Raw genomic sequence first — 20,470 nt, 5'->3', positions numbered from 1 at the left:
GCCCTGGCGCAAACTCCGGCGCCGGCTGCGGCCACGGCGCCCGCCGCCCGGGCAGGGCTGGGCGTCAAGGAACTGGCCATGATGGAGCGGGTCGGGGGGGGGGGGGGGGGGGGGGGGGGGGGGGGGGGCGGGGGGGGGGGGCGGGGGGGGGGGGGGGCGGGCCCCCCCCCCCCCCCCCCCCCCCCCCCCCCCCCACGCCCCTGTTCAGGAATGATAATCGACACGCCGCGCATGAAAAAGCCGCCCGAACGACGCCGGGCGGCGGCTTTCCTCGCCAGAAGCGAACGCGGTCTCAGTGCGTCCAGGACTGCTTGCGGTTGGTGGCGAAGTTGTCGGCGTAGGCCTTGATGATGACCGGCGCTTCGTTCGGCTCTTGCAGTCGGAAGGCGATACCGTGGCGTTCGGCGTACTCGACCGCCTCTTCCTTGGTTTCAAAGGAGAGACGAACCTGGCCGTTCATGTCCGTAGTGCTGGTCCAGCCGGTCAGCGGGTCCTGCGTCCGGGCCGACGCCGGTTCGAATTCCAGACGCCAGTCATGGGTCTTGGCCTTACCCGACTGCATCGCGGTTTTGGCCGGGCGATAGATGCGAGCGAGCATGAACAGGAATCCTTCGAAACAGTCTCGGCGGCTCAATAGCCCGCCGACCGTCCCGGGTCCAGCCGTCGATCAGCGGACCGTCAGGCGGCGATGCTCGTCGATCCGGAATCGATCCAGCGGCGCGCGGCGCGCTGGGCTTCGGCCAACTCGTCGTGATCCATTTCCTGGCTCATTTCGCGGCGATAGTCCCGCGCCTCGATCGAGCCCTTCATGGCCGCCAGGTTGAAGATCATGTGAGCCGACACCCGGTCGATCGGGCATCCGTCCAATCCCGTCGAATAGGCCAGGCCCAGTCGGAACAGGGCGTCGCCGTCCATATCCGGCGTAGGCAGCGGCAGGGCCGCGGTCTCGATAGCTTCAGGCGCTGTTTCTTGCGCGTTCATAGCCTTGTCCTCCAGGCCTCGGTCCTTCTGACCCCGCCTTTCGAACCGCGATCAAATACCGCCGGTTTGAAATTAGCGTTAACGCCGCAAAGCCAGGAAATCCGGGGTTCGTCGGCTCCCTATGAAAGCTGACACGACCGTTCAGCCGCAGTTCATGCGCCCGCCCCGACCTTCAGCCCATGTTCAAACGGGCCGCCTGCCTGCCCTTTCACGGCGCCCCGGAGCAAGGAGACATGCAGATGAACCGCCTCACCAAGGCCGCCGTCGTCGCCCTGGCGCTGTCCACCACGGTCGCGCCATTGGCGGCTCAGGCCCAACACCGCGACGATCGCCGCGAATGGAGACAGGATCGTCGGGATGACCGTCGCGAATGGCGCCAGGACCGTCGGGACGACCGCCAGGAGCACCGCCAGGATCGTCGCGAGTGGCGTCAGGACCGTCATGACGACCGCCGCGACTGGCGACAAGATGATCACCGCCGCGCCGATCGCTGGGAGCGCAACAATCGCGACTGGTGGCGGGGCCGTTCCGACTTCCGCGACTATCGCGGCGGCCGTCAGGGCTACTGGTATGCGCCGGGCCATGGCTATTATCGGGTCGAGCCTCGCTACTACGGCTACCGTTGGCGTCAGGGCGGCTATCTGCCTTCGGCCTACCGTGGTTACTACGTCAATGATCCCTATTTCTATGGACTGCGGCCGGCTCCGCGCGGCTATCGCTACGTCTATGCGGGCAACGACATCCTGTTGATCGCGGTCGCCAGCGGCCTGATCGCCAGCGTGCTGCACGACGTCTTCTAGGACGTATCCCAGCGATGCCGGAAGGCCCTGCGGCGCACATGTCGCGGGGCCTTTTCTTGTCCGCAGTCTGCATATTTCCAACAATCGCTGTTCAGCCGGGGTTCATGGCGGAAACGCCAGATTTGCGATCAAGCCGCCCCTCCCAGGCGTGCGAGGAAATGAGACCATGAAACGCTCCTTGATGGTTTTCACAGCCATCGCCAGCTTCATCCTTCCGGCCCTCGCTCCCGTCGCGACCATGGCCCAGGATGAGCAAGTCTCTCCGCGAGAACGTCAGCGTCCGCAACGCGCTCAGCCGCGCGACATGGATGCCTCGCCTCAACAGCGTCGCGACTTCCCGCGCGCCGAGCGTCCGAACCGTCCCGAAGGACAAGCGCGTCCGGAGCGCCCGCAACGTCCGGATCAGCAACCTCGTCCTGAATGGAACCGGCCCGACCGTCCGGAAGGACAGCGTCCGAACCGTCCCGATTGGAATCGCCCCGATCGGCCCGAGGGACAGCGCCCGGACCGCCCCAATCGTCCGGAACAGCCCAACCGACCGGATCGGCCGGATCGGCCTCAGCAGCCGAACCGCCCAGACAGGCCTGACAGACCGGACAGACCAGATTGGAACCGCCCGGACCGTCCCGGCGCGCAACGTCCTGATCGTCCCAACCGGCCAGATCGCCCCGACTGGAACAGACCGGATCGCCCCAACCGCCCAGGCCAGCCGAACCGCCCCAATCGACCGGACCGGCCGAACTGGAACCAGGCTCGCGACTATCGCGATTTCCACAACCGCTGGAACCGCGACCAGTGGCGGCGCGACTGGGATCGTCGCCACCGCAGCGACTGGTGGCGTCACGACAACCGCTTCCGGGGCTGGAACGGCGTGCGCATCGGCTTCTATTTCGCGCCGGGCTACGGCTACTACAGCGTGCCGCGTTCCTACTGGAACCGTCAGTACTATGTCGGCCAGTACCTGCCGGACATTTTCTGGCGCTATCAGGTCAACGACTGGCGGACCTACGGCCTCGGCTATCCGCCTCCAGGGACGCGCTGGGTCTATGTCGACAACGCCATCTACCTGATCGACGAGTATGACGGCTACATCATCGAGGTCGTCCGCGACGCCTGGAGCTGGTAGTCGGCCTGAAACGAAAGAGGCCCCGGAGAGCGATCTCCGGGGCCTTTTCTTAGAGCATCTGACTTTTAATCAGAGGGTCTTACAGACCCAGCTTGGCCTTCAGGATGTCGTTGACGGCGGCCGGATTGGCCTTGCCGCCGGTCGCCTTCATGACCTGACCGACGAACCAGCCGAGGGCCTGGGGCTTCTCGGCCACCGCAGCGGCCTTGTCCGGATTGGCGGCGATGATCTCGTCGATCGCCTTCTCGATGGCGCCCGTGTCCGTGACCTGTTTCAGGCCGTGTTTCTCGACCACCTCGGCGGGGCTGCCCTCGCCGTTCCAGACGTGGTCGAAGACCTCCTTGGCGATCTTGGACGAGATGACGTCGGTCTCGATCAGTTCGACCAGCTGGGCCACATGGGCGGCCGGCAGCGGGTTCTCGCTGAAGTCCTTGCCGTCAGCGGCCAGACGCGCCGAGACCTCGTTGGTGACCCAGTTGGACACCAGCTTGGCGTCCCGTCCCTTGGCCGCGGCTTCGAAATAGTCGGCCTTGGCCTGTTCCGAGATCAGCACCACGGCGTCGTATTGCGACAGGCCGTAGTCGGCCATCAGGCGACGACGCTTCTCGTCCGGCAGTTCCGGCAGGTCAGCCTTGATCTCGTCGATCCAGGCCTGCTCGATCTCCAGCGGCAACAGGTCGGGATCGGGGAAGTAGCGATAGTCCATCGCCTCTTCCTTGGAACGCATCGAGCGCGTCTCGCCCGCCGTCGGATCATACAGGCGGGTTTCCTGAATGACCGAACCGCCGTCTTCCAGGATCTCGATCTGGCGACGCGCCTCGTAATTGATCGCCTGAGAAATGAAGCGGAAGCTGTTGACGTTCTTGATCTCGCAGCGCGTTCCTAGGAAGCCGAAGTCGCCGGTTTCCTTGAACTTGGCGTAGTTGCCGGCGCGGCAGACCGAGACGTTGACGTCGGCGCGCAGGTTGCCCTTCTCCATGTCGCCGTCGCAGGTGCCGAGGTAGATCAGGATGGTGCGGATCTTCTTGACGTAGGCGACCGCCTCTTCCGGCGAACGGATGTCGGGGCGCGAGACGATCTCCATCAGCGCCGTACCGGCCCGATTCAGGTCGACGTAGGACTCGGTCGGCGACAGGTCGTGGATCAGCTTGCCCGCGTCCTGTTCCAGATGCAGACGCTCGATGCCGACGTTGAAGAAACTGCCGTCTTCGGCCTCCACCTCGACCACGCCCTCGCCCACGATGGGGTGATACAGCTGGCTGATCTGATAGCCGGTCGGCAGGTCGGGATAGAAGTAGTTCTTGCGGTCGAACTGGCTTTTCAGATTGATCCGCGCCTTCAGGCCCAGACCCGACTTCACCGCCTGCTCGACGCAGTGCTTGTTCAGGGTCGGCAGCATGCCGGGGAAGCCGGCGTCGACCAGGGACACCTGCTCGTTCGGCCCGGCGCCGAAGCCGACGGCCGCGCCCGAGAACAGCTTGGCCTTCGACGCCACCTGGGCGTGGATTTCCAGGCCCATGACGATTTCCCAGTCGCCGGTGCGACCTTTGATCAGTTTCGAGTTCTCAGACATGCTCACCACCACTTGGCCGGTTTGGCGACGAAACCGGCGGAGTCTTCCAGCGCAGCCGCGACCTGGAACACCGTCGCCTCATCAAGGGCCTTGCCGATGACCTGAAGACCCAGCGGCAGACCGTCGCTGCTCAGACCGGCGGGCACCGAGATGCCCGGCAGACCGGCCAGGTTGGTCGTCACCGTGAAGACGTCGTTCAGGTACATGGTCAGCGGGTCGATCTGCTTGTCGCCCAGCTTGAACGCCGCCGTCGGGGTCGACGGAGTCAGGATGGCGTCCACCTTGCCCCAGACGTTGTCGAAGTCCTCGGTGATGCGGCGACGCACCTTCAGGGCCTTGACGTAGTAGGCGTCATAGAAGCCCGCCGACAGCACATAGGCGCCGATGGTCAGACGGCGCTGAACCTCCTTGCCGAAGCCCTCCGCGCGCGAGGCGGCGTAGAGGTCGTCCAGCGACGAGAAGTCCTCGGCGCGATGGCCGAAGCGCATGCCGTCATAGCGGGCCAGGTTGGACGAGGCCTCTGCCGGGGCTACGATGTAGTAGGCCGGTAGGGCGTATTTGGTGTGCGGCAGGCTGATCTCGACGATCTCGCAACCGGCGGCCTTCAGCCACTCGACGCCCTGTTGCCACAGCGCCTTGATCTCTTCCGACATGCCGTCGATCAGGTATTCCGCCGGAACGCCGATGCGCAGGCCCTTGACCGACTGGCCGACCGACTGGGTCCAGTCGGGGGTCGGAATGTCCAGGCTGGTCGAGTCTTTGACGTCGAACGAGCACATGGACTTCAGCAGGATGGCGGCGTCCGTCACCGTCTTGGTGATCGGCCCGGCCTGATCCAGCGATGAGGCGAAGGCCACCATGCCGAATCGGCTGGCGCGGCCGTAGGTGGGCTTGATGCCGACCGTGCCGGTGAAGGCGGCGGGCTGGCGGATCGAGCCGCCGGTGTCCGAGGCCGTCGCGGCCAGGCACAGATCAGAGGCCACGGCCGAGGCCGAACCGCCCGACGAACCGCCCGGCGTCAGCTCGGCGTCCGAACCCTTGGCCTTCCACGGGTTCTTCACCGGACCAAAGGCCGAGGTCTCGTTGGCCGAGCCCATGGCGAATTCGTCCATGTTCAGCTTGCCCAGCATGACCGCGCCGTCGCGCCACAGATTGGCGGTGACGGTGGATTCATAGGGCGGCACGAAGCCGCGCAGCATGTTGGAGCCGGCCGTCGTCTGCACGCCCTCGGTGCAGAACAGGTCCTTGATCCCCAGCGGCGCGCCTTCCAGCGCCCCGCCCTCGCCCTTGGCCAGTTTGACGTCGGACGCACGGGCCTGTTGCAGCGCCTTGTCCGCCGTCACCTCGACATAGGCGTTCAGCGTCGGATTCGAGGCCTCGATGCCCGTCAGGAAGGACTTGGTCAGTTCCTCGGACGAGAAGGTCTTGGCCTTCAGGCCGTCAAGGGCGTCTTTCAGCGTAAGCTTGGTCAGATCGGTCATGACTTACTCCACGACCTTGGGCACGACGAAGAAGCCGTCGGCCGACTTCGGGGCGTTCGACAGGACCGCATCCACCTTGGCGCCGTCAGTCACGACGTCTTCGCGCAGGCGCAGCGGCTGGGCGACGTTGGAGGTCATGGGCTCGACACCCTGCACGTCGACCTCGTTCAACTGCTCGATCCAGTTCAGGATGCCGTTCAGCTCCTGGGCCAGCGGCTCCAGGCGGTCCTCGGGTGTCTTGATGCGGGCGAGGTGGGCGACACGCCTCACCGTCGCGGCGTCGATAGCCATGGAAATCTCCGAAATTCATCCAGTCAGGGCGCAAGGGAGTCGCCCAGACCGACTCCTGTCGTGGGTTAACCGCCCGATGCGGCTTCGACAAGCGTTCCGCATTGCAATAGAGGACGTGCGTGCCCGTATTCGACCTCACAGACCTGCCCGCCGCCTGCCCGCCCGACACCGCCTGGCTAGGGCTGGATCTGGGCGAGAACACCATCGGCGTGGCGGTGTCCGACACCAGCCGCATGATCGCCAGCCCGCTGCAGCTGATCCGCAAGACGAAATTCACTCAGGACGCCGAGCAACTGATCAAGCTGATGAACGGCCGAAACGTCTCGGCCCTGATCATCGGCCTGCCGCTGAACATGGACGGCACCGAGGGGCCGCGCGCCCAGTCCTGTCGCGCCTTCGCCCGCAATCTGGAGCGCCTGCGTCCCGTCAACGTCGCCTTCCAGGACGAGCGCCTGTCGACCACGGCGGTCGAGCGCTTCCTGATCGACGAACTGGACCTGACGCGCAAGCGCCGCGCCGACGTGGTGGATCGCACCGCCGCCGCCTGGATTCTGCAGGGCGCGCTGGACCGTCTGCGCGCCTGACCTTCCCCTCGCGGAGAGTCGGGCTTATAGCGGCGTCTCGATGACCCATGCCGCTTCCGTCACCGAAACCATCGAGGAACGGCTGTCGCCCTTCCCTCGCGATCACTTCCTCGCCGCCGGCGATCTGAACCCGCCCGCCGCCCTGGCCCTGCTGGATCTCGCCGACGCCTTCGTCGATTTCAATCGACAGTCGGCCAAGGGCGTCGACCTGATGCGCGGCCAGACGGTCGTGAACCTCTTCTTCGAGAACTCGACCCGCACCAGTTCCTCGTTCGAGATCGCGGCCAAGCGGCTGGGCGCCGACGTCGTGACCATGCCTGTCGCCGCCTCCTCGGTGAAGAAGGGCGAGACCCTGATCGACACCGCAGTCACGCTGAATGCGATGAAGCCTGAAATCCTGGTGGTCCGCCATTCGTCCTCGGGCGCCGTGGACCTGCTGTCGCAGAAGGTCGGCTGCGCCGTGGTCAACGCCGGCGACGGGCGTCATGAACACCCGACCCAGGCTCTTCTGGATCTTCTGACCCTGCGTCGCGCCTTCGGAGACGTCGGCGGTCTGACCGTCGCCATCTGCGGCGACATCACCCACAGCCGCGTGGCGCGCTCCAATGTCGCCCTGTTGCAGATGATGGGCGCGCGCGTTCGTCTGGTCGGCCCGCCGACCCTGGTGCCCGGCGACGCCGACCGCTGGGGCTGCGAAGTCTTCCACGACATGAAGGAAGGCCTGGCCGGCTGCGAGGTCGTGATGATGCTGCGCCTTCAGCTTGAGCGGATGGCGGGCGCCCTGATCCCTTCGACGCGCGAATACTTCCGTTTCTGGGGTCTGGACCGCGAGAAGCTGGCCTGGGCCGCGCCGAACGCCAAGGTCATGCACCCCGGCCCGATGAATCGCGGCGTCGAGATCGATTCCGATGTGGCCGACGATCTGTCCGTCTCCCTGATCCAGGATCAGGTGGAGATGGGGGTCGCCGCCCGAATGGCTGTCCTGGCCGCCCTCGCCCATCGCCGCGCGGGAGCCGCCGCATGACCGTCGCCTCCAACACGCTCGCCATCGTCAACGCCCGCCTGCTGGACCCGGCCACGGACTATGACGGTCCCGGCGCGGTCTTGATCCAGGACGGCCGCATCCTGGAGGTCGTCCATGGCCAGGCGACGCAGCATCCGGCCGGTGTCGCCGTCATCGACGCCCAGGGGCGTTGCCTGGCGCCGGGCCTGATCGACATTCGGGTCAAGACCGGCGAGCCCGGAAACGAGCCCAAGGAGACCCTCAAGTCCGCGGGCCTGTCCGCTGCGGCGGGCGGCGTCACCACCATCGTGGTCCAGCCCGACACCCACCCCGTCATCGACGACCCCGCCCTGATCGACCACATTCAGCGGCGCGGCGCGGCCTTGGGCCTGGTCAATATTCGTGCGGCGGGCGCGGCGACCCAGGGCCTGGAAGGCCAACGCATGGCCGAAATCGGCCTGATGCACGAAGCCGGCGCCCTCTATTTCACCGACGGCGACAATGTGGTGGTCAACAGCCGCACCCTACAGCGGGTGATGAGCTACGCCGCTTCCTTCAACGCCCTGATCGCCTGCCGCCCGGCCGAGCCCTGGTTGTCCGAAGGCGCCGTCGCCACCGCGGGCGAACTGGCCACGCGCCTGGGTCTGTCGGGCGCGCCGGCCATCGCCGAACGTATTCAGCTGGAACGCGACCTGGCCCTGGTCGAACAGACGGGCGCCCGCTTCCTGGTCGATCAGGTTTCGACCGAAGGCGCGCTGGAAACACTGGCCCGCGCCCGTGCGCGCGGCCTGGAGGTCGCTGCCTCGGTGTCGATCAACCACCTCTGCTTCAACGAGATCGACATCGGCGACTACCGGACCTTCTACCGGCTGGACCCGCCGCTACGGTCCGAGAGCGACCGTCAGGCCCTGATCGAGGCGGTGCGCGAAGGCCTGATCGACGCCGTCACCTCCGCCCATGCGCCGGAACCGGCTGAAAACAAGCGCCGGCCCTTCGCCGAGGCTGCGCCCGGGGCCGTGGGACTGGAGACCCTCCTGCCCGCCGCCCTCACCCTGCACCACGAATACGGCCTGGACCTGTTGGACGTCCTGCGCCCCCTGACCCAGGGACCGGCTGGGCTGCTGGGCCTCGAGGCCGGCGTTCTGGCCGAAGGCGCGCCTGCCGATCTGGTCCTGTTCGACGCCGGCGCCCCCGTGGTGATCGACGCGGCGACCTTGCGCTCCAAGTCGAAGAATTCTCCCTTTGACGGCCGACGCCTGCAAGGGAAGGTCTTGCTCACGGTCGTCGGCGGACGCATCGTCCACGACGCACGCTAAAGGAGCGAATCACTTGCAGGATCTGGCGGGGCCGGCGCTCCTTACGCTCGGGCTTGTGGCTATCGGCGGATACCTGCTCGGCTCCATTCCGTTCGGCGTCGTGCTGACCCGCGCGGCCGGAACGGGCGATGTGCGCAACATCGGTTCCGGCAATATCGGTGCGACCAACGTCCTGCGCACCGGCCGCAAGGATCTGGCGGCGGCCACCCTGATCCTGGACGCCGGCAAGGGCGCGGTGGCCCTGTTGATCGCGCGATACCTGTTCGGAGAGACGGCGGGCGCTGTCGCCGGCGGCGCGGCCTTCCTGGGCCACCTCTTTCCTGTCTGGTTGGGATTCAAGGGCGGAAAGGGGGTCGCGACCTTCTTCGGTCTGATCCTGGCCGCCTGCTGGCCGTTGGGGCTGCTGGCGGCCGCGACCTGGCTGATCGTCGCCTTCGCGCTTCGCTATTCCTCTCTGGCGGCCCTGGTCGCGGCGGCGCTGACGCCGCTCTACGCCATCCTGCCTCTGCCCGCGCTCGGCCTGCCCGCATCGGCGTCCATCCTGATCCTGGCGGTCTTCACCGCCGTGCTGATCTATATCCGCCACCATGAGAACATCGCCCGGCTGCTGAAGGGCGCCGAGCCCAGGATCGGGGCCAAGAAGGCTTGAGCCCGCTGTCCGACGCCGAGCGTTTCGCCCGGCTTCGGCTGGCCCGCACCGACCGCATCGGTCCGGTGACCTTTTCCCAACTGTTGCAGCGGTTCGGCTCGGCTGAATCGGCTATCGACGCCCTGCCCGATCTCGTCCGTCGCAGCGGTCGCGCGGACTATGTCCTGCCGCCGACCGCCGCTGTCGAGGCTGAGCTGGAAGCGGGCGCCAAGCTCGGCGCGCGGCTCATTCTGCTGGGCGATTCCGACTACCCGTCGCTCCTGGCCGCTGTCGACCCGCCGCCGCCTCTTCTATGGACGCGCGGCGATCCGACCCTATTGTCGCGCGCCTGCATCGCTGTCGTCGGCGCCCGCATCGCTTCGGCGGGCGGTCAGCGCATCGCGCGCGGCCTGGCCCAGCAGTTGGGCGAAGCCGGCCATGTCGTCGTGTCGGGCCTGGCGCGCGGCATCGACACGGCGGCTCACCAGGGCGCGCTTCCGACCGGCACCATAGCCGTCCTGGGCGGCGGAGTGGACGACGTCTATCCGCCCGACAACGCCGGCCTCTATGATCAGATCGTCGAGCAGGGCTGCATCGTCTCGGAAAGCCCGGTCGGCGCTCGCGCCCAGGCCCGCGACTTCCCTCGTCGCAACCGCATCATTTCCGGCCTCTCTCGCGGCGTGATCGTGGTCGAGGCGGAGTTGCGATCGGGCTCCCTGATCACGGCGCGGCTGGCGGGCGAACAGGGGCGCGACGTCTTCGCGGTTCCTGGCTCTCCTCTCGATCCCCGGTCCAAGGGACCCAACGAGCTTCTGCGTCAGGGCGCGATCCTGTGCGAAGGGCTGGAGGACGTGGAGCGCGCCTTCACCATGCTGCGCACCTTGCGGGAGCCTGGGGGATCATCGCCGTTCGACGGCGCTCCCGATCAGGTCGACGAGGCTCTGCTTGAACGCGTCGCCGCCTTGCTCTCCCCCACGCCGACGCCACGCGACGAACTGGCGCGCGCGCTTCAACTGCCGGTTGGCGCGGTGGCTGCGGCCTTGCTGGAGCTTAGTCTGTCGGGCCGCGCCAGCCTGCTGCCCGGCGGCCTGGTCTCGCTCTAGGCGTTCTGTAGCTTGCGGCTCGCGACTGCCGCCGCCTGTTCCAGGGCGACCGCCAGTTGTTCATCGTCGATCGCCCGGGCCAGATGCGACAGCTCTGTCGCCATGGACACCACATATTCGCGCACGTCGGTCGGGTTCAGATCCTCGGCGTCGCCGTCTTCCGTTCCATGCTGGGAGGTCATGATCGTTTTCGCCGTCGACGGGAAATAAGACAGCGAAATAGATACAACTTTTAGTAGAGCTTCAACCCGACAAAACACCTTCGCGGCGAATCCGCGAAACGTCACGATTGACTTCCCCTTCGGCGCCAACCACGTTCGCGCCCCGAATTTCCGATTTTTAGAGCGCCATGAATCTCGTCATCGTCGAGAGCCCCGCCAAGGCCAAGACCATCAATAAGTACCTGGGCTCGGGCTATGAGGTCCTGGCGTCCTACGGTCACATTCGCGACCTGCCCTCGAAGGACGGCTCGGTCCTGCCCGACGACGACTTCGCCATGCACTGGGAAGTCGACGCCAAGGCAAGCAAGCGCCTGTCCGAGATCGCCGAAGCCGCCAAGCGCGCCGACCGCGTCATCCTGGCCACCGACCCCGACCGTGAGGGAGAGGCGATCAGCTGGCACGTTCTGGAAGTCCTGAACAAGAAGAAGGTGCTGAAGGACACCGAGGTCCAGCGCGTCACCTTCAACGCCATCACCAAGGCCGCCGTGCTCGAAGCCATGGCCAATCCGCGCCAGGTGGATATGGAGCTGGTTGAGGCCTATCTGGCCCGTCGCGCCCTGGACTATCTGGTCGGCTTCAACCTCTCGCCGGTCCTGTGGCGCAAGCTGCCGGGCGCTCGCTCGGCCGGCCGCGTGCAGTCGGTCGCCCTGCGCATCGTCGTCGATCGCGAAATGGAGATCGAGAAGTTCAAGGCCCAGGAATACTGGTCGGTCGAAGCCGACCTGGTCGCCGACAGCCCGCCCTTCACCACCCGCCTGGTCAAGCACGCCGGCAAGCGCATCCAGCGCCTGGACATCCCGACCCAGGACATGGCCTTCGCCGCGCGCGACGCCATCAAGGCCGGCGACTTCACCATCAAGTCGGTCGAGAAGAAGCCGGCCAAGCGCTCGCCCGCTCCGCCCTTCACCACCTCGACCCTGCAGCAGGAAGCCGCGCGCAAGCTGGGCTTCACCGCCCAGCGCACCATGCAGGCGGCGCAGAAGCTGTATGAAGGCGTCGACGACACCGGCGGCCTGATCACCTACATGCGTACCGACGGCCTCTATGTGACGCCCGAGGGCATCGCCCAGGCGCGCGAGGTCATCGGCGACCGCTTCGGTCCAGCCTACGTCCCGGCCGAGCCGCGCTACTACAAGACCAAGGCCAAGAACGCTCAGGAAGCGCACGAAGCCATCCGTCCGACCAACATCGCCCGCGCGCCGGAAAGCCTGCGTCTCGAAAGCGATCTGCAGCGCCTCTATGAACTGATCTGGAAGCGCATGGTCGCGTCTCAGATGGAAAGCGCGCGCCTGGACCGCACCACGGTCGAGATCGAGACGCCCGACGGCCAGACCGGCCTGCGCGCCACAGGCCAGGTCGTCGTCTTCGACGGCTTCATCGCCGCCTATGAAGAAGGCCGCGACGAAAAGCAGAAGGGCGCGGAGGACGAAGACGACGAAGGCGGCCGCCTGCCCGCGCTGAAGGAAGGCGCCAAGGCCAAGGTCGAAGCCGTCCGCACCGACCAGCACTTCACCGAGCCGCCGCCGCGCTTCTCGGAAGCCACCCTGGTCAAGAAGCTGGAAGAGCTCGGCATCGGCCGTCCCTCGACCTACGCCTCCATCCTGACGACGCTTCGCGACCGCGAATACGTCCGCATGGACAAGAACCGCTTCTATCCCGAGGACAAGGGACGGCTGGTCACGGCCTTCCTGGAACAGTTCTTCAGTCGTTGGGTCGAATACGACTTCACCGCCGCCCTGGAGACCCAACTGGACGAGGTGTCGGCCGGCGATCTGGACTGGAAGGCGCTGCTGCGCAGCTTCTGGACCGATTTCCACGCCGCGACGCAAGCCGCCGGCGAACTGCGCACCACGGCCATCCTCGATCACCTGAACGATGCGCTCGGCGCCCACATCTTCCCGGACAAGGGCGATGGGTCGGACCCGCGCGAATGCCCCCTGTGCCATCAGGGGCAGCTCAGCCTGAAGACCAGCCGCTTCGGCGCCTTCATCGGCTGCTCGCGCTACCCGGACTGCAAATACACCCGCCCGGTCGCCGCCCCTGACGGCGCAGAAGGCGCGGCGGAAAGCGGCGACCGCGACCTGGGCGTGGATCCTGTCACCGGCCAGCCTGTCTCGTTGAAGATCGGCCGCTTCGGTCCCTATGTCGAAACCGCGCCGCCGGGCGAAGACAAGCCGAAACGTTCCTCCCTGCCCAAGGGCTGGAGCCCGACAAGCGTATCCCTGGACCAGGCCCTGCGCCTGCTGTCCCTCCCGCGCGAAGTCGGCGTCCACCCGGAAGACGGCAAGATGATCACCGCGGGTCTCGGCCGCTATGGTCCCTTCGTCCTGCACGCCGGCACCTACGCCAATGTCTCCGACATCGAGGAAGTCTTCGACGTCGGCGTGAACCGCGCCGTCGCCCTGCTGGCTGAAAAACGCGCGGGCCGCGCCGGTCGCGGTTCGTCGGCCGCCGCCTTGAAGGAGTTGGGCGCTCACCCCGAGGACGGCGCGCCGATCCAGGTCATGGCCGGCCGCTTCGGCCCCTATGTCAAATGGGGCAAGATCAACGCCACCCTGCCCAAGGGCGTGACGCCGGAAGATCTGACTCTGGAAGTCGCCCTGCCGCTGCTGGCCGCCAAGGCCGAAGCCTCGCCCAAGAAGAAGACCGCAGCCAAGAAGGCCCCAGCGAAGGCTGCGACGGCGAAGAAGCCCGCCGCCAAGAAGGCTCCGGCTAAAAAGAAGACGGCCGCCGCCGAATAAGACCCAGGCTCAATCTCCCGATCCGCTCGCCGGATCGGGAGGCAGCCTCAGCGTCCCGCCACCATTTCGTTGCGCACCCGGCGCCCCAGAGGGTCGCGAGCCGACCAGCTGTCGCCAACGGCCGCCTCGACCATGGCCGTGCAGAACCGCGACAGAATCATCCTGGGGCGAATCTCGTTCAGGCAGACGCGCTCGCCCTCCCGCGCCCAGCGAGCGGTCAGTCTGCGGCCGTCGGAAAACTGGGCCTGATAGCTGCCGTCGCGGTTGAACCAGTGTTTGACCCAGGCCCCGTCGGGATAATGGGAAACGACGGTGTTGCTGAAAGCCGCATTCATGTCCGCCCTGGCGGATTCGGCGATCGCACAGCAGGCGATCATGGCGAACGCGAGCGTTTTCAGACGCATGGAACGACCCTTCCCTTCCCCGCGGCGGAGATTACAGCCCGAAATGATTTTGCCAAGCATGCGGTTCCGAACGGAAATACTTGACTGCACCGTAGGGGTTTCCATATACGGCCGCAGGCTCGGGACAGGACTGGCGATGCGCGCCGCCCGCTCGCCCACGAGGGGCGGTTCCGTCAGCCGAAGACGTTTGCGAACGTTATCCTCCGTCCCTTCAGGACTACATGACTGAGTTTTCCAAGCTGGGCCTTTCGCCCACGACCCTCCAAGCGGTCGCCGATACCGGCTACACGACCGCCACCCCGATCCAGGAACAGGCCATCCCCGTCGCCCTCGCGGGACGCGACGTCCTGGGCATCGCCCAGACCGGCACGGGCAAGACGGCCGCCTTCACCCTGCCCATGATCGACCGCCTGGCCTCGGGCCGGGCCCGTGCGCGCATGCCGCGCGCTGTCGTCCTGGCCCCAACCCGCGAACTGGCGGACCAGGTGGCCGAGAACTTCGCCAAATACGCCAAGGGCACCCGCCTGAACTGGGTTCTGCTGATCGGCGGCGTCTCCATGGGCGATCAGGTCGCCGCCCTGAACAAGGGCGTGGACGTCCTGATCGCCACGCCGGGCCGCCTGCTGGACCTGTTCGATCGCGGCAAGATGCTGCTGACCGGGGTCGAGCTGATGGTGGTGGACGAAGCCGACCGCATGCTGGACATGGGCTTCATTCCGGACATCGAACGCATCTTCAAACTGACGCCGCCGCGTCGCCAGACCCTGTTCTTCTCGGCCACCATGCCGCCGGAGATCACGCGCCTGACCACGCAGTTCCTCAAGGATCCCACCCGGATCGAGGTTTCGCGTCCGGCCCAGACCGCCGACACCATCACCCAGTATCTGGTTCGCATCCCGACCAGCGATCCCAAGGCCAAGCGCACCGCCCTGCGCGCCCTGATCGAACGGTCGGAGGTCAAGAACGGCATCGTCTTCTGCAACCGCAAGTCGGAAGTCGATATCGTCGCCAAGTCGCTGCAGAAGCACGGCTTCGACGCCGCCGCCATCCACGGCGACCTGGACCAGTCGCACCGCATGAAGACGCTGGCCGACTTCCGCGCCGGCGACCTGAAGATCCTGGTCGCCTCGGACGTGGCCGCGCGCGGCCTGGACATTCCGGACGTCAGCCACGTCTTCAACTATGACGTCTCGCACCACGCCGATGACTACGTCCACCGCATCGGGCGCACCGGCCGCGCCGGTCGCAAGGGCGAGGCCTTCATGATCGTCACCCCGTCCGACGACAAGTCGTTGGACAAGGTGCTGAAGCTCATCAAGAAGGCGCCCGAGGAACTGTCGCTGGACGACATCGACTTCTCGGCCATCAAGGACCGCCCCCGCACCGGCGACGCCAAGGGACGCGGCCGCGGCCGCAGCGACCGCCCGCGTCCGATCCCCAAGAGCGACAACGTCGCCTCGATGGAGCCCATCGCCCACGCCGCGCCCAAGGCCGACGAAACCCAGGAAGAAGCGCCGCGTCGTTCGCGCAGCCGCCGCTCGGCCAAGCCTGAAGTCGCGGAAGTCGTGGAAACGGTTGTCGAAGCCCCGATCGCCAAGGCCGAACCTTCGCGTCGTGATCGTGACCGGGGTCGCGGCGGCAAGAAGGCCGAGCAAAAGCCGGAATCCTCGAACGAGGCCCCGCGCAGCGCCTTCGGCGACGACATTCCGGCCTTCCTGCGCCGCCCCGTGGTCTTCGCTGACTAAGACCAACGGTTTTCGTAACCAGTCGATTTAACCGCTCGTTACGGATCGTCGCCGTAGCATGGCGGCAAGTTAAAGGCTGGGACGAGAATCAGAATGACGGCGCAGGTCGAAACCGCCCTTCGGGGACCGGAGGCATATGCGCTGGCGCATCGCGTCATTGATTCCATGCAGCAGGCGTCGGTCTGGCCGACGCCGCTGAACTATGAACTCTGGCTGCACTACGTCAGCGATCCGGACAGCCCGCTGTCCCGCGAAATGCAGCGCCTGCTGGCTGGCGATACGCCCTTCACCGAAGCGACAGCCGAGATGCTGGCCGCCGAGTTCCTGCCGCGCGGCCGCCTGTCCGAAGAGATCCGCGACGTCGGCGCCGTCCTGAACCGCGAACTGGCCGCCGTGGCGGAGGCGATCGACAACGCCCGCCAGACCCAGGCCGCCTATGGCGAAACCCTGACGTCGGCTTCGGAGAAGATGCAGGGCGCCGAAGGCACCACGGACCTATCGGCCATCGTCAGCACCCTGTCTTCCGCCACGCGGCGTGTGCAGCACCACACCAGCACCCTGGAAAAGCGGCTCGAGTCCTCGAATCGCGAAGTCCTGCGTCTGCGTGAACACCTGGAGCAGGTGCGCCGTGACGCCATGACGGACGCCCTGACCAATCTGGCCAATCGCAAGACCTTCGACGAACAGCTGGCGCGCCTGTGCGAGGAGGCCGAGACCGACGGCAAGGGCCTGACCCTTGCCCTGGTCGACATCGACCACTTCAAGCGCTTCAACGACACCTGGGGCCATCAGACCGGCGACCAGGTCCTGCGCTATGTCGCCAGCGTTCTGGGCCGCATCGCCCGCGATCCTCGCGTCGCCGCCCGCTACGGCGGCGAGGAATTCGCCGTCATCTTCCCCGGCGAGACGCGCGGCACGGTCGAGGCCGCCCTGAACGCGATTCGCGAAGAGATCGCGTCCCGCTCGTTGCGCCGCCGTTCGACCAACGACGACCTGGGGGCCGTGACCATCTCCGTCGGCTTCGCGGAACGCCACGTGGGCGAAACCGCGCTCAGCGTCCTGGAACGCGCCGACGCCGCCCTCTACGTCTCCAAGCGCAGCGGCCGCAACTGTGTGACCGACGCCGAATCCATGGCCCAGGCCGCCGCCTGATAAGCCGCTTGCGACCTACCCGTCGCTTCATGCCATAACGGCGACATGAGAAACCTGCTTTTCAACGTCGCCTACTGGGTGCTGTCGATCGGTTACGGTCTGGCGGCCGCCTTCGCCGCCCTGGCGCCGGGCCGAGCCGCCACCGCCTGGATCATTCGCCGCTATGTTCGACGCATGGTTCAGGCCATGGCCCTGTTCGCCGGCATCCGCCTGACGGTGCGCGGCAAGGAACGGCTTCCGTCCGGCGCCTTCATCGTCGCCTCAAAGCACCAGAGCTGGGGCGACGGCTTCGCCACCTATGACCAGTTCGACGACCTAGCCTTCGTCACCGGCGATCACCTGGAGAAGTTCCCCCTTCTGGGCACGGTGTTGAAGAAGCTGGGCGCCATCGTCGTGAACAACTGCGGCGGCCACGCCGCTCGCGCCGCCCTCAAGGAACGCGCCGCCGACGCCAACCGTGAAGGCCGCAAGATCCTGATCTATCCGGAAGGCAATCTGGCCAAGATCGGCGAGAAGTTCCGCTATCGCTCCGGCGTCTGGCACATGTACCGCGATTTCGACATGCCGGTCGTGCCCCTGGCGACCAACCTCGGTCTCTTCTGGCCCCAGGAGAGCTACCGCAAGACACCCGGGACGGCGACGCTGGAATTCCTGGAACCCATTCCGACCGGCCTGCCCAAGGAAGAGTTCCTGACCCGGCTCGAAGCCGCGATCGAAGGCAAGACCGCCGAACTGATCGCCGAGGCGACGGGCCGTCCCGTGACGCCTGCCGTCCTCGTCCTCACGCCCGACGAACTGGCCAAGGCCGCCGCCAAAGCCGCCTGACTTGGCGACCAACACCATCGCCCTGTTTCGCACGTTCTTAATGTTCTTGATTTGTTCCGCTCCTGTGGCATGCTCCCCTCATGAAAGCGATGAAGGGACGCGGCGCACGCTCAAACGACTCGGGCCGGTATGAAGCCGACCGGCGCGAGGAATTCGACGACGGCTGGACGGATCAGGACGAGGCGGTTCCACCGCTGCGCACTGAACTCTCGCCGGAATACGCCCGCACCATCATCGCCAGGAATACGAGTCCCGACGTCGGCTTCGATCGCTCCATCAACCCCTACAAGGGCTGCGAACATGGTTGCATCTACTGCTACGCCCGTCCGTCCCATGCCTGGATGGGCCTATCCCCGGGCCTGGATTTCGAGAGCCGGATCTTCTTCAAGCCCGAAGGGGCGCGTCTGCTGGAACAGGAGTTGTCAAAGCCCCGCTACGTCTGCCGACGCATCCACATAGGCGGCAACACCGACCCCTATCAGCCGGTCGAGCGCGAAACCCGCTCCACCCGCTCGATCCTGGAGGTCATGCAGCGCTTCAATCAGCCGTTCAGCATCATCACCAAGTCGGTGCTGATCGCGCGCGACGCCGACATCCTGGGGCCCATGGGACGCGAAGGGCTGGCCTCGGCCTTCGTCTCCATCACCACCCTGGATCGCGGCCTGGCGCGCGCCATGGAGCCGCGCGCCTCCACGCCCGCCAAACGCTTGGAGGCGATCAGCCGCCTGGCGGAAGCGGGCTGTCCCGTCGGCGTCGGCTTCGCCCCGGTCATCCCCGGCCTGAACGACCATGAGATGGAGGCGGTGCTGGAGGCGGCCCAGAAAGCCGGCGCGACCTCGGCCATGTACGTGACCCTGCGCCTGCCGCTTGAAATCAAGGACCTGTTCCGTGAATGGCTGGCCGACGCGCGTCCCGACCGCGCGGCCCGCGTCATGTCGCTGATCCGCCAGACGCGCGGAGGCAAGGACTACGACCCCGACTGGTCCCAGCGCATGAAGGGAACCGGCCCGGTCGCCGAACTGATCGCCGCCCGCTTCAAGGCCGCCGTCCGCCGCTATGGGCTGGATACGCCGCGCCCTTCTCTGGATGTCGGCAAGTTCCGCGTCCCGCCCGACATGCGGCCGCAGATGGACCTGTTCGACCTGGCCTCCTGATCGCCGCCCTCAGCGACGGAAGATTCCGACCAGTTCGACGTGGGTCGACCAGAGGAACTGGTCGATGGGCGTCACCTTCTCCAGCCGGAAACCGGCGTCAACCAGAACGTGTGCGTCGCGGGCGAAGGTCTGGGGGTTGCAGGATACGCCGACGATCACCCCCGCCTTGGTTCCTGGCAGTTGCTGCGTCTGTTCCAAGGCGCCGGCGCGCGGCGGGTCCAGAACAATGGCCTCGCATCCCTTCAGGTCATAGGGCGACATGGGACGGCGGAACAGGTCGCGCGCCTGGGCCTCGATCGGCTTCAGGCCCTTCACCGTGCCGACCCCCGTCTTCAACGCGGCGATGGAGGCCGCCGCGGAATCGGCCGCCGTCACCGCCGCGATCTCGGCCAGAGGAAAGGTGAAGGTTCCGGCGCCGCAGAACAGGTCCGCGACCTTCTTCGCGCCCCTCGCCGCCTCTACCGCCCGCTCGACCATGGCCGCTTCGGCCGCCGGCGCCGCCTGCAGGAAGCCGCCGGGCGGCAGGGGCGTGCTGACGCCACCGAAGGTCACGCGCGGCTGGCGCGCCATCATCAGCACGTCTCCGTCCAGGCTCAGCCGCGCCAGATCGGCCTCGGCCGCCGCCGCGATCGCCCTCGCCGTCATGTCCGCCGTCAGGCCGCCCGACTTCTTCTCCACCCCGGTCACGTCCACGTCCAGGCCAGTGTCGGTCAGGGTGACGTGCAGGGTCGGCGCCGACTTGGGATGCCCCAGGAAGGGCGCCGCCACCCGCGCCAGGGCCGGCAGGGCCGCCGTCAGTCGGGGATCGGACACCGGACAGTCGGTCAGCTCGACCAACCGCCAGGACCGCCGCGCCTTGAAACCCAACAGGACACGCCCGTTCGGCCCGCTACGGGCGTGCAGGGCCAGACGGCGGCGGCTGGCCGGCGGCACGGCCACCGTCGCCTCCACCTCGGTCTCCAGGCCTTCGCGCGCTAGGGTCTGGATCACCACCTCCCGCTTCCACGCCAGATAGGGCGCGTCCGCCCAGTGCTGCAGCGGCGCGACGCCGCATTCCGCATAGGTTTCCGAATGGATTGGCCGTCGATCGGGGCTGGCCTCGATCAGGTCGAAGCGCTCGGCCCGACCGTCCTTGACCTCTGCCGAGACCCTCTCGCCCGGCAGTGCGCCCGGCACGAAGACCAGGCCGTTCGAAGTCTCGGCGATCCCGTCGCCCTGATGGCCCATGCGGGCGATGGTCAGCATCTGCGTCATGGCGCGGCTTCTAGAGCGAAATCGGTTCAGATGCGAACTCCGACCTTGGCTACAGGACCGCGTCTTGAGCCCGTCCGGCGCGAAAATC

The 20,470-nt window shown here is 66.7% G+C and carries 20 protein-coding genes; 12 read left to right on the top strand and 8 right to left on the bottom strand.

What is annotated here, in order from left to right; all coding sequences use genetic code 11:
• Positions 1-292 precede the first annotated feature (292 nt).
• Positions 293-598 (bottom strand): ETC complex I subunit, encoded by a 306-nt coding sequence (locus ABIE19_RS13310; RefSeq protein ID WP_354089681.1) that lies wholly within the window; start codon positions 596-598, stop codon positions 293-295.
• An 80-nt stretch (positions 599-678) separates the two neighbouring features.
• The gene (locus ABIE19_RS13305) at positions 679-981 is read right to left on the bottom strand and encodes a sel1 repeat family protein (RefSeq protein ID WP_354089680.1); all 303 of its coding nucleotides are present in this window, start codon (positions 979-981) and stop codon (positions 679-681) included.
• A gap of 239 nt (positions 982-1,220) precedes the next feature.
• On the opposite strand from ABIE19_RS13305, the gene ABIE19_RS13300 reads away from it, so the two are divergent.
• Both ABIE19_RS13300 and ABIE19_RS13295 read left to right on the top strand, forming a co-directional pair.
• Entirely contained in the window at positions 1,221-1,781 is a 561-nt protein-coding gene (locus ABIE19_RS13300; RefSeq protein WP_354089678.1) for an RcnB family protein, read from the top strand.
• 166 nt (positions 1,782-1,947) lie between these two features.
• Positions 1,948-2,907, top strand: coding sequence for an RcnB family protein (locus tag ABIE19_RS13295; RefSeq protein ID WP_354089677.1), 960 nt, complete (start codon positions 1,948-1,950; stop codon positions 2,905-2,907).
• Between the two features lie 79 nt (positions 2,908-2,986).
• Here the strand turns inward: ABIE19_RS13295 and gatB are convergent, their stop codons facing one another.
• From gatB to gatC, 3 genes are read right to left on the bottom strand one after another with little or no spacing between them, the layout of a single operon-like run.
• Complete coding sequence (gene gatB / locus ABIE19_RS13290) at positions 2,987-4,480, bottom strand: Asp-tRNA(Asn)/Glu-tRNA(Gln) amidotransferase subunit GatB (RefSeq protein WP_354089676.1); 1,494 nt, start codon at positions 4,478-4,480, stop codon at positions 2,987-2,989.
• Positions 4,481-4,482: 2 nt separating this feature from the next.
• Positions 4,483-5,961, bottom strand: a complete 1,479-nt coding sequence (gene gatA, locus ABIE19_RS13285; RefSeq protein ID WP_354089675.1) for an Asp-tRNA(Asn)/Glu-tRNA(Gln) amidotransferase subunit GatA — start codon at positions 5,959-5,961, stop codon at positions 4,483-4,485.
• Between the two features lie 3 nt (positions 5,962-5,964).
• The gene (gene gatC, locus ABIE19_RS13280) at positions 5,965-6,252 is read right to left on the bottom strand and encodes an Asp-tRNA(Asn)/Glu-tRNA(Gln) amidotransferase subunit GatC (protein ID WP_300201928.1); all 288 of its coding nucleotides are present in this window, start codon (positions 6,250-6,252) and stop codon (positions 5,965-5,967) included.
• A 119-nt stretch (positions 6,253-6,371) separates the two neighbouring features.
• On the opposite strand from gatC, the gene ruvX reads away from it, so the two are divergent.
• The 5 genes from ruvX to dprA are packed head-to-tail and all read left to right on the top strand — an operon-like array spanning position 6,372 to position 10,886.
• Positions 6,372-6,836, top strand: a complete 465-nt coding sequence (ruvX, locus tag ABIE19_RS13275) for a Holliday junction resolvase RuvX (protein WP_354089674.1) — start codon at positions 6,372-6,374, stop codon at positions 6,834-6,836.
• Between the two features lie 40 nt (positions 6,837-6,876).
• Positions 6,877-7,860, top strand: a complete 984-nt coding sequence (locus ABIE19_RS13270) for an aspartate carbamoyltransferase catalytic subunit (protein ID WP_354089673.1) — start codon at positions 6,877-6,879, stop codon at positions 7,858-7,860.
• Complete coding sequence (pyrC, locus tag ABIE19_RS13265) at positions 7,857-9,155, top strand: dihydroorotase (protein WP_354089672.1); 1,299 nt, start codon at positions 7,857-7,859, stop codon at positions 9,153-9,155. The genes ABIE19_RS13270 and pyrC overlap by 4 nt, the downstream gene beginning before the upstream one ends.
• A 13-nt stretch (positions 9,156-9,168) precedes the next feature.
• Positions 9,169-9,804 (top strand): glycerol-3-phosphate 1-O-acyltransferase PlsY, encoded by a 636-nt coding sequence (gene plsY / locus ABIE19_RS13260; RefSeq protein ID WP_354089671.1) that lies wholly within the window; start codon positions 9,169-9,171, stop codon positions 9,802-9,804.
• Positions 9,801-10,886: a DNA-processing protein DprA gene (gene dprA / locus ABIE19_RS13255; protein WP_354089670.1), complete on the top strand. Its 1,086-nt coding sequence runs from the start codon at positions 9,801-9,803 to the stop codon at positions 10,884-10,886. Before plsY ends, dprA begins: the two co-directional genes overlap by 4 nt.
• Here the strand turns inward: dprA and ABIE19_RS13250 are convergent.
• The gene (locus tag ABIE19_RS13250; protein ID WP_354089669.1) at positions 10,883-11,068 is read right to left on the bottom strand and encodes a hypothetical protein; all 186 of its coding nucleotides are present in this window, start codon (positions 11,066-11,068) and stop codon (positions 10,883-10,885) included. The genes dprA and ABIE19_RS13250 overlap by 4 nt on opposite strands.
• A gap of 167 nt (positions 11,069-11,235) precedes the next feature.
• Here ABIE19_RS13250 and topA point away from each other — a divergent pair, with 167 nt between their 5' ends.
• Positions 11,236-13,848: a type I DNA topoisomerase gene (gene topA / locus ABIE19_RS13245; RefSeq protein WP_354089668.1), complete on the top strand. Its 2,613-nt coding sequence runs from the start codon at positions 11,236-11,238 to the stop codon at positions 13,846-13,848.
• 47 nt (positions 13,849-13,895) lie between these two features.
• Here topA and ABIE19_RS13240 read toward each other — a convergent pair whose 3' ends face one another.
• Positions 13,896-14,252, bottom strand: a complete 357-nt coding sequence (locus ABIE19_RS13240) for a hypothetical protein (protein WP_354089667.1) — start codon at positions 14,250-14,252, stop codon at positions 13,896-13,898.
• Positions 14,253-14,473: 221 nt separating this feature from the next.
• Between ABIE19_RS13240 and ABIE19_RS13235 the strand changes: the two genes are divergently transcribed.
• The 4 genes from ABIE19_RS13235 to ABIE19_RS13220 all read left to right on the top strand — a co-directional run bounded on the left by ABIE19_RS13235 (position 14,474) and on the right by ABIE19_RS13220 (position 19,128).
• Entirely contained in the window at positions 14,474-15,997 is a 1,524-nt protein-coding gene (locus ABIE19_RS13235; protein ID WP_354089666.1) for a DEAD/DEAH box helicase, read from the top strand.
• A 93-nt stretch (positions 15,998-16,090) separates the two neighbouring features.
• On the top strand, positions 16,091-17,149 hold the full coding sequence (locus ABIE19_RS13230; protein ID WP_354089665.1) for a GGDEF domain-containing protein: 1,059 nt from the start codon (positions 16,091-16,093) through the stop codon (positions 17,147-17,149).
• A gap of 45 nt (positions 17,150-17,194) precedes the next feature.
• A complete protein-coding gene (locus ABIE19_RS13225) occupies positions 17,195-17,974 on the top strand; it encodes a lysophospholipid acyltransferase family protein (protein ID WP_354089664.1) in 780 nt (259 codons plus the stop codon).
• 80 nt (positions 17,975-18,054) lie between these two features.
• A complete protein-coding gene (locus ABIE19_RS13220; protein WP_354089663.1) occupies positions 18,055-19,128 on the top strand; it encodes a PA0069 family radical SAM protein in 1,074 nt (357 codons plus the stop codon).
• Between the two features lie 9 nt (positions 19,129-19,137).
• On the opposite strand, the gene ABIE19_RS13215 is transcribed toward ABIE19_RS13220, so the two are convergent.
• Positions 19,138-20,382, bottom strand: coding sequence for a class I SAM-dependent RNA methyltransferase (locus ABIE19_RS13215; RefSeq protein ID WP_354089662.1), 1,245 nt, complete (start codon positions 20,380-20,382; stop codon positions 19,138-19,140).
• Positions 20,383-20,470 lie beyond the last annotated feature (88 nt).

This window comes from Brevundimonas faecalis, assembly GCF_040549405.1.
Taxonomy (GTDB): Bacteria; Pseudomonadota; Alphaproteobacteria; order Caulobacterales; family Caulobacteraceae; genus Brevundimonas; species Brevundimonas faecalis.
This window is presented reverse-complemented; position numbering and strand designations above follow the sequence as displayed.

What these genes read in the sequence shown, in the direction of transcription:
- gatC (WP_300201928.1), bottom strand. Translation starts at nt 6,252, where the DNA reads ATGGCTATCGACGCCGCGACGGTGAGGCGTGTCGCCCACCTCGCCCGC.
- ABIE19_RS13235 (WP_354089666.1), top strand. Translation starts at nt 14,474, where the DNA reads ATGACTGAGTTTTCCAAGCTGGGCCTTTCGCCCACGACCCTCCAAGCG.
- ABIE19_RS13300 (WP_354089678.1), top strand. Translation starts at nt 1,221, where the DNA reads ATGAACCGCCTCACCAAGGCCGCCGTCGTCGCCCTGGCGCTGTCCACC.
- gatB (WP_354089676.1), bottom strand. Translation starts at nt 4,480, where the DNA reads ATGTCTGAGAACTCGAAACTGATCAAAGGTCGCACCGGCGACTGGGAA.
- ABIE19_RS13240 (WP_354089667.1), bottom strand. Translation starts at nt 14,252, where the DNA reads ATGCGTCTGAAAACGCTCGCGTTCGCCATGATCGCCTGCTGTGCGATC.
- pyrC (WP_354089672.1), top strand. Translation starts at nt 7,857, where the DNA reads ATGACCGTCGCCTCCAACACGCTCGCCATCGTCAACGCCCGCCTGCTG.
- ABIE19_RS13310 (WP_354089681.1), bottom strand. Translation starts at nt 598, where the DNA reads ATGCTCGCTCGCATCTATCGCCCGGCCAAAACCGCGATGCAGTCGGGT.
- ABIE19_RS13230 (WP_354089665.1), top strand. Translation starts at nt 16,091, where the DNA reads ATGACGGCGCAGGTCGAAACCGCCCTTCGGGGACCGGAGGCATATGCG.
- ABIE19_RS13270 (WP_354089673.1), top strand. Translation starts at nt 6,877, where the DNA reads ATGACCCATGCCGCTTCCGTCACCGAAACCATCGAGGAACGGCTGTCG.
- ABIE19_RS13250 (WP_354089669.1), bottom strand. Translation starts at nt 11,068, where the DNA reads ATGACCTCCCAGCATGGAACGGAAGACGGCGACGCCGAGGATCTGAAC.
- ABIE19_RS13225 (WP_354089664.1), top strand. Translation starts at nt 17,195, where the DNA reads ATGAGAAACCTGCTTTTCAACGTCGCCTACTGGGTGCTGTCGATCGGT.
- ABIE19_RS13295 (WP_354089677.1), top strand. Translation starts at nt 1,948, where the DNA reads ATGAAACGCTCCTTGATGGTTTTCACAGCCATCGCCAGCTTCATCCTT.
- ABIE19_RS13220 (WP_354089663.1), top strand. Translation starts at nt 18,055, where the DNA reads ATGAAAGCGATGAAGGGACGCGGCGCACGCTCAAACGACTCGGGCCGG.
- topA (WP_354089668.1), top strand. Translation starts at nt 11,236, where the DNA reads ATGAATCTCGTCATCGTCGAGAGCCCCGCCAAGGCCAAGACCATCAAT.
- gatA (WP_354089675.1), bottom strand. Translation starts at nt 5,961, where the DNA reads ATGACCGATCTGACCAAGCTTACGCTGAAAGACGCCCTTGACGGCCTG.
- ABIE19_RS13215 (WP_354089662.1), bottom strand. Translation starts at nt 20,382, where the DNA reads ATGACGCAGATGCTGACCATCGCCCGCATGGGCCATCAGGGCGACGGG.
- ABIE19_RS13305 (WP_354089680.1), bottom strand. Translation starts at nt 981, where the DNA reads ATGAACGCGCAAGAAACAGCGCCTGAAGCTATCGAGACCGCGGCCCTG.